The 12,993-nt window shown below is 72.1% G+C and carries 13 protein-coding genes and 1 pseudogene; 3 read left to right on the top strand and 11 right to left on the bottom strand.

What is annotated here, in order from left to right:
• Positions 1–42 precede the first annotated feature (42 nt).
• From cbiE to B1H29_RS29745, 6 genes are all read right to left on the bottom strand, one after another.
• Entirely contained in the window at positions 43–1,263 is a 1,221-nt protein-coding gene (gene cbiE, locus B1H29_RS29770; protein ID WP_055415986.1) for a precorrin-6y C5,15-methyltransferase (decarboxylating) subunit CbiE, read from the bottom strand.
• 118 nt (positions 1,264–1,381) lie between these two features.
• Positions 1,382–2,020: a GNAT family N-acetyltransferase gene (locus tag B1H29_RS29765; RefSeq protein ID WP_055415987.1), complete on the bottom strand. Its 639-nt coding sequence runs from the start codon at positions 2,018–2,020 to the stop codon at positions 1,382–1,384.
• 161 nt (positions 2,021–2,181) lie between these two features.
• Positions 2,182–3,009: a MetQ/NlpA family ABC transporter substrate-binding protein gene (locus tag B1H29_RS29760; protein WP_055415988.1), complete on the bottom strand. Its 828-nt coding sequence runs from the start codon at positions 3,007–3,009 to the stop codon at positions 2,182–2,184.
• Between the two features lie 74 nt (positions 3,010–3,083).
• Positions 3,084–3,821 carry a methionine ABC transporter permease gene (locus B1H29_RS29755; RefSeq protein WP_055415989.1) on the bottom strand — a complete coding sequence of 246 codons (738 nt, stop codon included), beginning with the start codon at positions 3,819–3,821 and terminating at the stop codon, positions 3,084–3,086.
• A complete protein-coding gene (locus B1H29_RS29750; protein ID WP_055415990.1) occupies positions 3,818–4,870 on the bottom strand; it encodes a methionine ABC transporter ATP-binding protein in 1,053 nt (350 codons plus the stop codon). Before B1H29_RS29750 ends, B1H29_RS29755 begins: the two co-directional genes overlap by 4 nt.
• Positions 4,871–5,302: 432 nt before the next feature.
• Complete coding sequence (locus tag B1H29_RS29745; RefSeq protein WP_055415991.1) at positions 5,303–5,953, bottom strand: HAD family hydrolase; 651 nt, start codon at positions 5,951–5,953, stop codon at positions 5,303–5,305.
• Positions 5,954–6,036: 83 nt separating this feature from the next.
• On the opposite strand from B1H29_RS29745, the gene B1H29_RS29740 reads away from it, so the two are divergent.
• Together B1H29_RS29740 and B1H29_RS29735 are read left to right on the top strand one after the other, a co-directional pair.
• A complete protein-coding gene (locus B1H29_RS29740) occupies positions 6,037–6,396 on the top strand; it encodes a hypothetical protein (protein ID WP_055415992.1) in 360 nt (119 codons plus the stop codon).
• Positions 6,377–6,814, top strand: coding sequence for a hypothetical protein (locus B1H29_RS29735; protein WP_199832262.1), 438 nt, complete (start codon positions 6,377–6,379; stop codon positions 6,812–6,814). Before B1H29_RS29740 ends, B1H29_RS29735 begins: the two co-directional genes overlap by 20 nt.
• A gap of 30 nt (positions 6,815–6,844) precedes the next feature.
• Here the strand turns inward: B1H29_RS29735 and B1H29_RS29730 are convergent, their stop codons facing one another.
• The 3 genes from B1H29_RS29730 to B1H29_RS29720 form a co-directional block, all read right to left on the bottom strand.
• On the bottom strand, positions 6,845–7,342 hold the full coding sequence (locus B1H29_RS29730) for a GNAT family N-acetyltransferase (protein ID WP_055415994.1): 498 nt from the start codon (positions 7,340–7,342) through the stop codon (positions 6,845–6,847).
• A 57-nt stretch (positions 7,343–7,399) separates the two neighbouring features.
• Positions 7,400–7,894, bottom strand: a complete 495-nt coding sequence (locus B1H29_RS29725) for a sigma-70 family RNA polymerase sigma factor (protein WP_055415995.1) — start codon at positions 7,892–7,894, stop codon at positions 7,400–7,402.
• Between the two features lie 74 nt (positions 7,895–7,968).
• The gene (locus B1H29_RS29720) at positions 7,969–9,144 is read right to left on the bottom strand and encodes a glycerophosphodiester phosphodiesterase (RefSeq protein ID WP_055415996.1); all 1,176 of its coding nucleotides are present in this window, start codon (positions 9,142–9,144) and stop codon (positions 7,969–7,971) included.
• A 674-nt stretch (positions 9,145–9,818) separates the two neighbouring features.
• Here B1H29_RS29720 and B1H29_RS29710 point away from each other — a divergent pair.
• Positions 9,819–10,563, top strand: a pseudogene (locus B1H29_RS29710) (lysophospholipid acyltransferase family protein).
• 191 nt (positions 10,564–10,754) lie between these two features.
• On the opposite strand, the gene B1H29_RS29705 reads toward B1H29_RS29710, so the two are convergent.
• Both B1H29_RS29705 and B1H29_RS29700 read right to left on the bottom strand, forming a co-directional pair.
• Positions 10,755–12,287: an MFS transporter gene (locus tag B1H29_RS29705; RefSeq protein WP_055415998.1), complete on the bottom strand. Its 1,533-nt coding sequence runs from the start codon at positions 12,285–12,287 to the stop codon at positions 10,755–10,757.
• Positions 12,284–12,835: a TetR/AcrR family transcriptional regulator gene (locus tag B1H29_RS29700; protein WP_199832263.1), complete on the bottom strand. Its 552-nt coding sequence runs from the start codon at positions 12,833–12,835 to the stop codon at positions 12,284–12,286. The genes B1H29_RS29705 and B1H29_RS29700 overlap by 4 nt, the downstream gene beginning before the upstream one ends.
• Positions 12,836–12,993: the final 158 nt, after the last annotated feature.

The following is a 12,993-nucleotide window of genomic DNA, read 5'->3' as shown; positions in this document are numbered from 1 at the left end:
ACAACAATCCGCCAGCCTACCCCGCGCGGTACGACAACCCGATCACGGGGCGCGGTCCGGGAGAGCCCCGCTGAGCAGGAACGCGACGCTCCGCTCGGTCTCCGTCCAGGCCCGGGTATCGAGCCCGACGGACTGCAGCAGGGCACATTCGACCCGGTATCCGTGCTCCGACAGATCCCTGCCCACGAGTTCGGCCGCGTCGCGGGTCGCGGCATGCGCGACGATGCGCTGCGGCCGCCGGTCGGCGACCGCGGAGACCACGGCGGCTCCCCCGCCGCCGACCCGGACGACGTCGGGTTCGGGGAGGTTCTCCAGGATGTACGGAGCGGTGCCGTGCACGACCTGGAGCTGGGCGCCGAAGTGACGTGCGGTGGCCTCGGTGCGGGCGCAGGCGTCCGGGTCGCGGTCGACGGCGATGACCGCGGCGCCCGCGCGGGCGGCCTCGGTGGAGAAGGCCCCGCTGCCGCAGCCGATGTCCCACACCAGGTCGCCGAGGCGCGGGCCGAGCCGGGCGAGTTGGGCCGTGCGGAGCAGGTCGGTCTCACCCTCGCCGAGTTCACCGCCGTACGCCTCGGCGGACAGGGCCCAGCCGCGCGGCCCGGCGGCGGGGTCGCGTCCGGCGATCCAGCCCGTGCCGTCGGTCGTGATGCCGGGTCCGACGGTCCCGCCGGCGACGATGACGACGTTCGGGTCGCGCCAGGTGTGGTCGGCGGCCTTGTCGGAGGTGACGACGGTGACCCGTTCACGGGCGGTGCCGAGTTCCTCACAGATGACGAAGGTGCGGTGAATGCCCTCCATCAGCAGGCCGAGTTCGGCGGGCCCGGCGCCGGGAGAGGTGAGGACGGCGACCTTGGTGTGGGCCCGGCATACGTTCACCGCGCGTCGCAGGGTGCGGGGGTGGGCGACGACCACATGGGCGTCGTCCCAGGGCATACCGGCCCGGGCGAAGGCCGCGGCCACGGAGGAGACCGCCGGAACGACTTCGACCTCCAGGCCGAACTCGGGGGCGCGCAGCGTGCGTACGACGCCGAAGAAGCCGGGGTCGCCGTCGGCGAGGACGACCGCCGTGCCGCGGTGGGCGGCGATGCGGCGGGCGGCGAGGGCGACGCTGCCGAGGCGGATGCGTTCGGCGGCGGGCGGTACCTCGGGAAGTGCCAGGTGGTGGGCGGCGCCGGCCACCAGTGTGGCGGCGCCCAGAGCGGAGCGTGCCGCGGCGGTCAGCGGCGAACCGTCCCAGCCGATCACCGTGACCCGGTCGGCCATCGTCGTCAGTCTCCAGGGTTTCGCAGGTCGTGGTCGCGGAACCGTTCGCGGCGTGCCCCGAGAGAGTACCTGGTGCCGCCTCGTAGTGAGGCGGTGGCGCGGTCGGGGGCCGGGGGGATCAGTTCCAGTCGGTGAAGTTGGTGAAACCGTCGCTGTCGGCGAGCTGCCCGGTCGCGCCCTCGAGGTCCTCCGGCAGCAGGCTCCACACGATGAAGTCGGTGCGTACGTCCGTCCAGACACCGTCGTCGGTGCGGACGCGGGCTATGCAGGCGTTGCGCAGGACGCCCTCGCTGATGCAGCCGATCTTCTGGGCGACCTGCTGGGAGGCGGTGTTGTCGGCGGCGGTGCGCAGCTCGACGCGTTCGAACTTCTGGTCGCCGAAGAGCCACTGGGCGGTGGCGAGCGCCGCCTCGGAGGCGTAGCCCTCGCCCCGGGCCCAGGGGGCCACGATGTAGGACAGTTCGGTGGACCGTACATGCCAGTTCGTCTTGGTCAGTTGGATGATGCCGACCAGCCGCTGGGTGAGGAACTCGGTGACCGCGAGGTCGAGTCCCCGGCCGGACGTGCGCTCGGCGGGGGCGTACTCGTCGGTCCAGGCGCGGGCGGCCCGCTCGGTGAAGGGCTGCGGGACGTGGGTCCAGGCGCCGACCTGCTCGTCGTTCATCATGGCGGTGAGGGCGGGGACGTCGTCCTCGTCGAGGGGGCGCAGCACCAACCGCTCCGTGCTGATGGAGATGTTGGGGAAGGTGCTCGTCATGCGCCGCTCCGTAACCTGTGTAACCGTCAGGGCCTGCTCGAACTGCCCAGCATGCAGCATGAAAGCACTCAACCACACCACGGGGTCCGCCCCGGTGCGGAGCGGACCCCGTGCGCAGCGGACCCGTGTGGCGCGGACCCCGTCGGGGACCGGCGGTGTGCTCAGAAGGAGGGCAGGACGGCGCCGGCGTACTTGTCCTCGATGAACTTCTTCACCTCGGGCGAGGTGAGGAGCTCGGCGAGCTTCTGCACGCGCGGGTCGTCCTCCTGGCCCTCCTTGACGGCGAGGAGGTTGCTGTTCGGGTTGCCCTTGGCGGACTCCAGGACGAGGGCGTCCTCGGCCGGCTTCAGGTCGGCCTCGATGGCGTAGTTCCCGTTGACCACCGCGGCGTCGACGTCGTTCAGGGAGCGCGGCGTGGTGGCCGCCTCCAGCTCCTTGAACTCGAGGTTCTTCGGGTTCTCGGTGATGTCCGCGGGGGTCGCCGTGGTGCCGACGCCGTCCTTGAGGGTGATGAGCCCGTTCGCGGCCAGGAGCTGCAGGGCGCGGCCCTCGTTGACGGTGTCGTTCGGGACCGCGACGGTCGCGCCGTTCTTCAGGTCATCGGCCTGGTCGACCTTGTCGGAGTAGAGGCCGAGCGGCTCCAGGTGCACGTCGACGACGGACACGATGTGCGTGCCGCGCTTCTTGTTGAAGTCGTCGAGGTACGGCTTGGTCTGGAAGAAGTTGGCGCCCACCGAGCCGTCCTCCGTCGACGTGTTCGGCGTGACGTAGTCGGTGACCTCCTTCACCTCCAGGTCGAGGCCCGCCTTCTTCGCCAGGTTGTCCTTGACGTAGTTGAGGATCTCGGCGTGCGGGACGGGGCTGGCGGCGACGACCAGCGGACCTGAGGTGTCGGAGGCGGTGTCCTTGTCCGAGCCGCAGGCGGAGAGCCCGAGGGTGAGGGCTCCGGTGGCGAGGACGGCGGTGGTGATCTTGGCGGTGTTACGCACGAAAAGTGCCTTTCCTGAGGTGGTGCGACCCCGTCTCGGGTAGCTACGGGGGGTATGGGGGCGTGAGCGGCGGCTTACGCGACCTTGCTCACGTCGGCCGCCGCCGGCTCCTCGGCCTTGAGCAGCCGCAGCCGGGGCGCGGCGCCCGAGCGTCCGCCGCGGCGGTGCAGGGCCCGGGCGGTGGCGTCGCCGGCGAACTGGATGAGGGAGATGACGACGGCGAGGATCGCGACGGTCACCCACATCAGGCCGGACTCGAAGCGGTTGTATCCGTAGCGGACGGCGAGGTCGCCGAGGCCGCCGCCGCCGACGGTGCCGGCCATGGCGGAGTAGCCGATGAGGGCGATGATCGTGGTCGTGGTGCTCGCGATCAGGGACGGGAGCGCCTCGGGTACCAGGACCTTGCGGACGATGGTCCAGGTGTTGCCGCCCATGGCCTGCACGGCCTCGACGAGTCCGCCGTCGACCTCGCGGACGGCCGTCTCGACCAGGCGCGCGAAGAAGGGGATGCCGCCGATGGCGAGCGGCACGATCGCGGCCTCGCTGCCGATGGTCGTACCGGTGATCCAGCGGGTGAAGTTCATCAGCGCGACCATGAGGATGATGAACGGCAGCGAGCGGCCGATGTTCACGACCTGGCCGATGACCTTGTTCACCACGGTGTTCTGCAGCAGGCCGCCCTTGTCGGTCAGCACGAGCAGGATGCCGAGCGGGAGGCCGCCGACCACGGCGATCAGGGTGGACCAGCCGACCATGATCAGGGTCTCCTGACAGGCCTGCTCCAGCAGGGGCTGCATCTCGGACCAGGTCACTTGGCACCTTCCTTCACCAGCAGCGGCTGGTCCTCGTGCGCCGTGTCGCCGTTCAGCACGTCGATCTGCAGACCCTGTTCGCGCAGGAAGCCGACGGGCACCACGTTGTCCTCGTAGCGGCCGGGCAGTTCGATGCGCATCCGGCCGACCTGGAGGCCGCCGACGGTGTCGATGGCGGCGCCGAGGATCGATATGTCGATGTTGTAGGTACGGGAGAGCTGGGAGATGACGGGCTGCGTGGCGGCTTCGCCGTGGAAGGTGACGTCGAGGACGGTGCGGTCGTCGCCGGACGCGTCGCCGCCGACCGGGAAGAGGGCGGCGGCCAGCTCGGAGCCCGGGGTGGCGAGCAGTTCGCCGACCGTGCCGGACTCGACGATGCGGCCCTCGTCCATGAGGGCGGCCGAGTCACAGACGCTCTTGACGACGTCCATCTCGTGGGTGATGAGCAGGACGGTCAGGCCGAGCTGCCGGTTCAGGTCGCGCAGCAACTGGAGGATGGAGCGGGTGGTCTCCGGGTCGAGGGCGCTGGTCGCCTCGTCGGAGAGCAGGACCTGGGGGTCGCCGGCCAGGGCGCGGGCGATGCCGACGCGCTGCTTCTGGCCGCCGGAGAGCTGGGCCGGGTAGGCCCCCGCCTTGTCGGCGAGACCGACGAGGTCGAGGAGTTCCAGCGCCTTGCGGGAACGTTCCTTCCCGGATTTGCCGAGGATCTCCAGCGGTAGTTCGACGTTCTCCCGCACGGTCCGGGAGGAGAGCAGGTTGAAGTGCTGGAACACCATGCCGATACGGCTGCGCGCCTGCCGCAGCTCCTTGCCGGCGCGGGGGCCGCGGCCGGCGAGCGCGGTGAGGTCCTGGCCGGCGACGGTGACCGTGCCGGCGGTGGGGCGCTCCAGGAGGTTGACGCAGCGGATGAGCGAGGACTTGCCGGCGCCGGACTGGCCGATGACGCCGTACACCTCGCCCTCGCGGACGTGCAGATCGACGCCGTCCAGGGCGGTGACCTCGCGGCCGCCCGAGCGGTAGACCTTGGTGAGGCCCGATGTGGTGATCACGTGGGTTTCCGTCACTGTCGAGTGCGCGGCGCGGTGGTGTGCGCCGGGCACGGGGCGTTGTTCTTCGGGGTCTTGGGGGTCCTTCGGAACGCGGCACGGTTCTCGCGGTGGCGATGCGCGGTGGCGGTGGAACCGGGGAGAAACGTGTGCGCGGGGCGTGGCTCGGCCGCGCGCGCGGGGCGCTGTGGCGGATACGAGCGGCGCTCGCTTCGGGGCGCGAGACTCAGGTGGTGCAGGGGCCCTCTAGAAGGCGCACATTCGGCACATACAACGAGCACCGGGCGTCATCGTCGCCTCGGTCGCAGGGGTGCGGTCGCTCGTCGTGCTCATGCGAGCAGTAAAGCAGACGCGTGCTCCTGACCGGACACCGCTGTCCGCATGCTGGACAGCGATGGACGGTGGCCGGCCGGTGACCGGTCGCGGGGGCGCGGGTCAGCCCCGGACGGAGAGCTCCACTCCGGCACCGGTGACCAGTGCCGACAAGGCCGACAGGTCGGTGACCACCAGGTCGGCGTCGAGTTCGTCGGGCCGGTGGGTTGTGGCCAACGCCACGGTGGTCATGCCGGCGGCTCGGCCGGACTGGAGTCCGGCGGGGGCGTCCTCGAAGACGACGCAGGCGGCCGGGTCGACGCCCAGGGCGCGGGCGCCGAGCAGGTAGGGCTCGGGGTCGGGCTTGCCGCGGGTGATGTCGTCGGCGGCGACGAGCGTCTTGGGCAGGATGCCGACGGCGCCGAGCCGGGCCTCGGCGAGCCGGCGGGTCGCCGAGGTGACGACGGCCCAGCGGTCGGCCGGCAGCGCGTCGAGGAGCTCCCTGGTGCCGGGCAGCAGGTGCACGCCCCCGCCCGGTACGTCCTCGACCTCGAGCTGCTCGATCCGCGCGACGGCCTCGGGCACCACGCCCGCCGGCAGCAGGTCGGCGGCTATCTCCGCGGCCGGCCGTCCGTGCAGCTCGACCCGCGCGAACTCCTGAGCCGTGATCCCGTACTCACCGGCCCACCGCGTCCAGCAGCGGCGCACGGACTCGAGGGAGGAGACGAGGGTTCCGTCGTTGTCGAACAGGAGGGCCTGGGCGTGGATCTTCATGTCCCCGACCCTACGGCGCGCCCGGTCGTCACCGGACGGGGCCGGGGGCGGCGGGCCTTTTGGGCCGTAATAGGGTCACTGCCATGCTTGACGTCCTGACGCTGGTGACCGGGGTCGCCGCGCTGCTGCTCGCCGCCTGGTGCGGCTGGGCGGCCTACCGTGACCAGCCCACGAAGGACTGGCACTTCATCGGCATGGCCGTGGTCTCGGTGCTGGCGCTGATCCAGCTCGTGGTCGGGATCGTGCAGCTCGCGCGGGGCGAGGAACCGGGCCAGGGCACGACGATCTTCGTGGCGTATCTGCTGGGCGCCTTCGCCTGTGTCCCGGCGGCCGGGTTCATGTCGCTGGCCGAGCGCACCCGCTGGGGCTCGGTGACGGCCGCCGCCGGCGGTGTCGTCCTCGCCGTCCTCGAGGTGCGGCTGTATGACATCTGGGGAGGCTGAGGTGGTGGCCACGGAGGCGAAGACGGGCCGGAAGCGACTGATCGGCGGCCCCGGCATCCTGCTGGTGTGGCTGTACGGGGTGATGGTCGTCGGCGCCGTGTCGCGGTCCGCGTACCAGATCGCCACCGAGTTCGACCGGGCGCCGCTCCCCTATACGCTGTCGGCCGTCGCGGGCGTCGTCTACGGGTTCATCACCTACACCCTGGTGCGCGGCGGCGAGACGGCCCGCAAGGCCGCGCTGGTGTGCTGCGCCGCCGAGCTCGTGGGCGTCCTGACGGTCGGCACCTGGACGCTGGTGGAGCCGTCCGCCTTCCCCGACGCCACCGTGTGGTCGGACTACGGGATGGGGTACCTCTTCATCCCCGTGCTGCTGCCGTTGTCGGCCGTGTACTGGCTGCGCCGGGCCCGCACCGCGTAGCGGCGGCCGGGCCCGGCTCCCGCCGGAGCCTCAGGCCGTGGTCGCGTACGCCCCGGCCGGCTTCTCCAGGACGATCATGGGGACGCCGTCCGCGCCCTGCGCGGTGCCCACCGTCTCGTAGCCGACCCGCCGGTACAGCCGCAGGTGGCTCTCGCTGCGGTGCCCGGTGTGCAGGCGGAAGCGCTTGGCGCCGCGCTCCTCGACGAGCGCCGACTCGGCGGCCCGCAGCAGGCGGGCCCCGATGCCGTGTCCCTGGAGCCGCGGATGGACGCACAGCTTGCCGATGGACGCCGCCCCGTCCTCGGTGGCCCGGCCGTGCACCGAGCCGACGACCTCGTCGCCGAGGCGCGCCACGAAGACGCAGTCGGCACGGACCTCCTCGCGCACCGAGTCGAGGGTCTGGACGAGCGGGTCGATGCGGTAGTTGCCGTACAGCGCCGCCTCGCTCTGGAAGCAGAGGTACTGCAGCCGGAAGATCTGCTCGGCATCCTGGTCGGTCGCCGCCGAGATGGTCACACTCATGCCCATGTGTGCATGCCTCCCGCTCACCTGATCCGCTGTGGTCCCCCACTCCTATCCCCGCCCTCAGCGTGCCGCAACCTCCGGCGTCAGCAATCGCCGCAGACATCCCAGACATCGGGAGCGTTCCGGGCCAAGACTGCCTTGTGAGATACCCAACTCCCCCGCGATTTCCCGGTATGTGAGGTCCTGTGGTGACAGCAGGGCCTCCAGCAGCCGGGGGCAGCGGCCGGGCAGCCGGCGCACGGCGTCGCGCAGGGCGCGGTGCCGGGCCGCGGTGAGGGCCAGCTCCTCGGGCTCGTGTTCGGCGGCGCCGGCGGGTTCGGTCTCGTACGACCGCTCGTTGCGCGCCGTGCGCCGGGTGCGGCGGGCCTCGGTGCGCACGGCGCTGCGCAGCCAGCGGTGCGGGTCGTGCGGCGGGCCGTCGGCCTCCAGGCGTTCCAGCAGGCGCAGCCAGACCGCCTGTTCGAGATCGCCGGGCTCCGCCCCGGATGCATATGCCTCGGCCGATGCCTCGGCGGTGAGCAGCGGGCGCAGGGAGGTGACCAGGTCGTGCGTCATATGCGGGCTGACGCGGCCGCCCGGGCGGGCGGTTGCCCGGACGGCCGAAGCTCACCCCAACCGGGGTCGGCCCCTCAGTTGTTGACGAAGTCCTCGCGTGCCAGCACGCCCGTGTCCGGGTGGTCGGTGAAGACACCGTCGATGCCGGTGGCGAAGTAGGTCCGGAACGCGCCGAAGACGTCGCCGTAGGCGTCCGGGCCGCCGCCCTCACGGAAGTCCGCGGGGAGGAAGGGATTCTCGTTGCGCATCGTGTACGGGTGCAGGATCAGGCCCGCGCGGTGCGCGTCGCGGACGAGCGTGGTCGGCTCGGTGAGCCGGCCGGCGGAGTCCTTCGGGATGATCAGGTCCAAGGTGGGACCGATGCCCTGCGCGTAGGAGGCGATCTCCTTGAGGCCCTCGGGCGTGATGAGGTCGGCCGTGGTGCGCGGGTCGCCGGTCTCGACGAAGTCCCAGGGGCGGCTGTTCGCGCCGGACAGCAGGACGGCGAGGGGGTTGCCGACGAGCCTGTTCATCCGCTGGATGCTGGTGGGCTCGAAGGACTGGATGATGACGGGCGAGTTCTTCCGGTCCTTGCCGTACTTGCGCAGCAGCCGCGCGAGGCGCTCCTCCGTCCCCAGGCCCAGTTGGCGGAAGTAGGTGGGGTGCTTGAGCTCCGGGTAGATCCAGACCTGCTTGCCGCGCCTGCGGGTCTGCTCGTTCTGCCAGCGCAGCACCTCCTCGAAGGTGGGGATCTCCCAGCGGCCGTCGTAGAGGGTGTTGTGCGGCCGGTTGGCCGGGATGCGCTCGGTCGCGCGGAGCGTCTTGAGCTCGGCGAGTGTGAAGTCCTCCGTGAACCAGCCGGTGACGGAGACGCCGTCGAGCGACTTGGTGCGCCTGCGGTCGGCGAACTCGGGGTGGTCGGCGACGTCCGTGGTGCCGCCGATCTCCGGCTCGTGCCGGCAGACCAGGTGGCCGTCCCTGGTGGGGACCAGGTCACCGGCCTCGACGATGTCGGCGCCCATGTCGAGGGCCAGCTCGTAGGAGCCGAAGGTGTGCTCGGGGCGGTAACCGCTGGCTCCGCGGTGGCCGATGACCGTCGGCACGGGCAGGCTCCGCACGCCGCCGCGTCCGCCGCCGTGCCGGCTGTCGGCGGCTCTCGCCGTGCCGGACAGGCCGAGTACGGCTCCGCCCGCGCCGAGCACCGCCGCTCCGAGGAGCGCCCGCCGTCCGGTGCCGCCACCCACCTGCTCGTCCGACTCCTGCGTTCCCATCAGGGCCTCCTGTCGTTGACCGTCGGTGCGGGCCGATCGTAGGGGCGCGTACATGGCGAGCGGGAGACCACGGCCGGAACACGCGGGTGCCTGGGGATGTCGTATGGGCGCGGAGGCGCCGGTGGGGCGGGCGGGACGGTGGCGCGGGGCGGTGGCTGTGGCTGTGCTGTGGCGGAACAGGCAAGGCGGTGACGGGCGGGCCGGTGACGGAGCAGGCAGGACAGTGAGGCGGCGAACGGGCGACGACGCCTGACGGGGCGTCGGCGTGGCGGCCGCTGACGGAGTGTCGGCTTCACGACCGCCGGGCGGGGTACGCGGACAGTGACCACGGGCGTCGTCGCGGCGGTGCTCGACGAGGCCCGTGGCCACGGAGAAGGGGGCGGCGGCACGGCTCCAGCGGCGCGCCTCGCGCGGTCCGCGCGTCGCGTGTGCTTCGATCCGGGCCGTGTCCGGGCTCCCGGACCAACGACGCCGGTCCCTGCGGACCAGGACGGTGACGGCGGCGGCCATGACGACACGGAGCACGGCGAGTGCGGCGAGGATCGGCACGCGGTTCCCACCCCGGGGACGCGACCTGCCTCACATCCTCGCGTGGGTGTCACGGCGGCGCGGCACCCCCGCACCGCAGGTGAACGCACGTCAACACCGTGTAAGACCCGGGTGACCCGACGTGCGTGACACCCCCGGCCGCGAGTAATGTCCTCACCTGCACAGACTCATACCGCATCCCCGACACCGGAGGACCCGTTGTCCCGCTTCGCGCTCATCAAGGCAGTGCTCGGCCCGATCATGCGCCTGATGTTCCGCCCACAGGTGGAAGGCGTGGAGAACATCCCGGGCGACGGCCCGGTGATCCTGGCCGGCAACCACCTCACCTTCATCGACTCGGTCATCATGCCCCTGAGCTGCGACCGGCAGGTCTTCTTCATCGGCAAGGACGAGTACGTCACCGGCAAGGGCCTCAAGGGGCGGCTGATGGCCTGGTTCTTCACCGGCGTCGGCATGATCCCGGTCGACCGGGACGGCGGCCGGGGCGGGGTCGCGGCCCTGATGACCGGCCGCCGCGTGCTGGACGAGGGCAAGGTCTTCGGCATCTACCCGGAGGGCACCCGCTCCCCCGACGGCCGTCTCTACCGCGGCCGCACCGGCATCGCCCGGCTCACCCTGATGACCGGCGCCCCCGTCGTGCCGTTCGCCGTGATCGGCACCGACAAGCTCCAGCCGGGGGGCGCGGGTCTGCCCCGGCCGGGCAAGGTCACGGTCCGCTTCGGCGAGGCGATGGAGTTCTCCCGCTACGAGGGCATGGACCGCGACCGCTACGTCCTGCGGGCGGTGACCGACTCCGTGATGACCGAGGTCATGCGGCTGTCCGGGCAGGAGTACGTGGACATGTACGCGAGCAAGGCCAAGGCGGCGTAGGGCCGCGGGACTTCTGGACGGCGGGCCGCTTCCCGGGCGGCCCGCCGTCCGCGTCCCATCCGGCGGGTGCCGCCGCCGCGGGGCGGGACCGCCCGCCGGAGTGGGCCGCGAGTGCGGGGGAGGTCCGCCCTCCGCGGCCGGTCACCGTCGTACGGCACCTTCGGCGCCCGCCCCCCGACGTGCGCGTGCGGCTAGGGGTGCTGCACCCCGTCTTCCAGGCGCTGTCCCCGCAGCAGGAACCAGGAAGCCGCGGCGGCGGCCAGCAGGACGGCCGCGCCGACGCCCGCCGCGAGGGTCAGCCCGTCGACGAAGGCCTGGCGGGCGGCGTCCAGCAGGGCTCCGGCCGTGTGCGCGGGGAGGTCCGAGGCGGCCTCCACCGCGCCGCCCAGCGACTCGTGAGCCGCGGCCGGGGTGCCCGCCGGGCCGGTGAAGTCGCGGTAGACGCCGGTCACGATGGAGCCGAGCACCGCGATGCCGAGGGCGGCGCCGAGTTCGTACGCCGTCTCGGAGACCGCGGAGGCGGCTCCCGCCTGTTCGCCCGGCACGCTGGACAGGATCACGTCGGCGGTCACGGTGAACGAGAATCCGGCGCCCACACCGACGACGAGCAGGACCGCGCCGAGCAGCGGGTAGCCGGTGTTCTGGCCGACGACGGTCAGCGCGGCCAGCGCCAGACCGATGGCGGCCAGTCCGCCGCAGACCACGGCACGGACCGAGAAGCGCCGGGCCGCGCGACCGGCGATCAGGCCTGCCGCCACAGCTCCGACGGCTGCGGGCAGTTCGGCCAGACCCGCCTCGAGCGGCCGCCTGCCCTGCACCAGTTGCAGGTACTGGGAGAGGAAGAACACCAGCCCCGACAGGCCCAGGATGGTCAGCAGGTCGGCCAGCACCGCGCCGCTGAAGCCGCGGCTGCGGAAGAGCCGCATGTCGAGCAGCGGGGTCGGCATGGTGAGCTGGCGGCGGACGAATCCGTAGAGCGCGGCGGCGCCCAGCAGGCCCGCGGCGAGCGTGGCCCAGGCGAACCCGTGCGCGGCGGCCTCCTTGACGGCGTACACGACACCGACCATGCCGACCAGGGAGAGGGTGACGCTGAGCAGGTCCCAGGGGCCCGGGTCCGGGTTGCGGGACTCGGGCAGGAGTTTGCTGCCGACGACGACCAGGACGACCATCACGGGCAGGTTGATGAGGAAGACGGAGCCCCACCAGAAGTGCTCCAGCAGGAATCCGCCGACCACCGGACCGACCGCCGCACCGGCCGAGGCGGCGGCGCCCCAGATGCCCACGGCAAGGCTGCGTTCGCGCGGGTCCTGGAAGAGGTTGCGGATCAGGGCGAGGGTGGCGGGCATCAGGGTGGCGCCCGCGACGCCGAGCAGGGCCCGGGCGACGATCATCAGCTCGGGCGTGGACGCGTAGGCGTTGAGGACCGATATCGCGCCGAACGCCGTGGCGCCGATGAGCAGGATCCGCTTGCGGCCGATGCGGTCGCCGAGGCTGCCCATGGAGACGAGGAGACCGGCGATGACGAAGGAGTAGACGTCGCCGATCCAGAGCAACTGGGTGCCGGAGGGCGCGAGATCCTCACTGATGTAGGGGGTCGCGAGACCGAGAACGGTCGCGTCGACGGCCACCAGCAGCACGGCCAGCACGAGGACGGACAGCGCGAGCCAGCGGCCGGGGCGCTTCACCGCCTCGGTCGTGTGCGCCGACTGCAGGGTGCGGGTCATGGTTCCTCTCTTCGGACGGCGCCGCCGAGCAGCAGCTCGACGACCATGTGGGACATGTCATTGCGGGCCACCCGGCCCTCGGTCACGGCCCAGGCGCCGGAGGCCAGCAGGCCGTAGAGCGCCTCGGTGAGCCAGGCCGGGGTGAGGTCGATGCGGAACTCGCCGTTCTCCTGGCCGCGGCGGAACACCGCGGCCATCCGGGCGTCGAGGCGGGCCCAGCCCTCGTTCTGCTCCTCGCCCTCGAAGAGCTGGTTCTCGGTGTAGAGGAAGGCGAGCAGGCCGGCCGCGGGTTCGATCTCGCGCACGAGCCGGCGCACCGCGCCGGCCGCCGGTCCGTCGTCGAGGCGGGCCGCGTCCAGGGCGGCCTCGCACACGGCGATGCCGAGCGACTCCAGCGCCCGCACGAGGGCGTCACGCCCGGCGAAGTGCCGGTGCAGCGTGGCCCGGCTCAGTCCGGCCGCCCTGGCGACCTCGTCCATGGTCGCGGTGGGTCTGCGGGTCAGCAGGGCCGCGGCGCTGCGCAGTACCTGGTCACGATCAACAGCCATGAGACAACAGTAACCCACATGAGACAGCTTCGTCTCACACAGGGCATGCGTGACTCAGCTCACGGTGCGGTCACGGCTTCTCGGAGTCGGTGGCGGGGATGGCCGCCCGCTTCGACGGGGGCCGGCGCCGGGACGAGGGCCGCTGTCCGGACGGCCGC

It is taken from the genome of Streptomyces pactum (genome assembly GCF_002005225.1).
Classification (GTDB): Bacteria; Actinomycetota; Actinomycetes; order Streptomycetales; family Streptomycetaceae; genus Streptomyces; species Streptomyces pactum_A.
The sequence above is the reverse complement of the archived record's forward strand: the minus strand, read 5'-3'. Positions and strand labels throughout refer to the sequence as shown.

What these genes read in the sequence shown, in the direction of transcription:
- cbiE (WP_055415986.1), bottom strand. Translation starts at nt 1,263, where the DNA reads ATGGCCGACCGGGTCACGGTGATCGGCTGGGACGGTTCGCCGCTGACC.
- B1H29_RS29765 (WP_055415987.1), bottom strand. Translation starts at nt 2,020, where the DNA reads ATGACGAGCACCTTCCCCAACATCTCCATCAGCACGGAGCGGTTGGTG.
- B1H29_RS29745 (WP_055415991.1), bottom strand. Translation starts at nt 5,953, where the DNA reads ATGAAGATCCACGCCCAGGCCCTCCTGTTCGACAACGACGGAACCCTC.
- B1H29_RS29740 (WP_055415992.1), top strand. Translation starts at nt 6,037, where the DNA reads ATGCTTGACGTCCTGACGCTGGTGACCGGGGTCGCCGCGCTGCTGCTC.
- B1H29_RS29735 (WP_199832262.1), top strand. Translation starts at nt 6,377, where the DNA reads ATGACATCTGGGGAGGCTGAGGTGGTGGCCACGGAGGCGAAGACGGGC.
- B1H29_RS29730 (WP_055415994.1), bottom strand. Translation starts at nt 7,342, where the DNA reads ATGGGCATGAGTGTGACCATCTCGGCGGCGACCGACCAGGATGCCGAG.
- B1H29_RS29725 (WP_055415995.1), bottom strand. Translation starts at nt 7,894, where the DNA reads ATGACGCACGACCTGGTCACCTCCCTGCGCCCGCTGCTCACCGCCGAG.
- B1H29_RS29720 (WP_055415996.1), bottom strand. Translation starts at nt 9,144, where the DNA reads ATGGGAACGCAGGAGTCGGACGAGCAGGTGGGTGGCGGCACCGGACGG.
- B1H29_RS29705 (WP_055415998.1), bottom strand. Translation starts at nt 12,287, where the DNA reads ATGACCCGCACCCTGCAGTCGGCGCACACGACCGAGGCGGTGAAGCGC.
- B1H29_RS29700 (WP_199832263.1), bottom strand. Translation starts at nt 12,835, where the DNA reads ATGGCTGTTGATCGTGACCAGGTACTGCGCAGCGCCGCGGCCCTGCTG.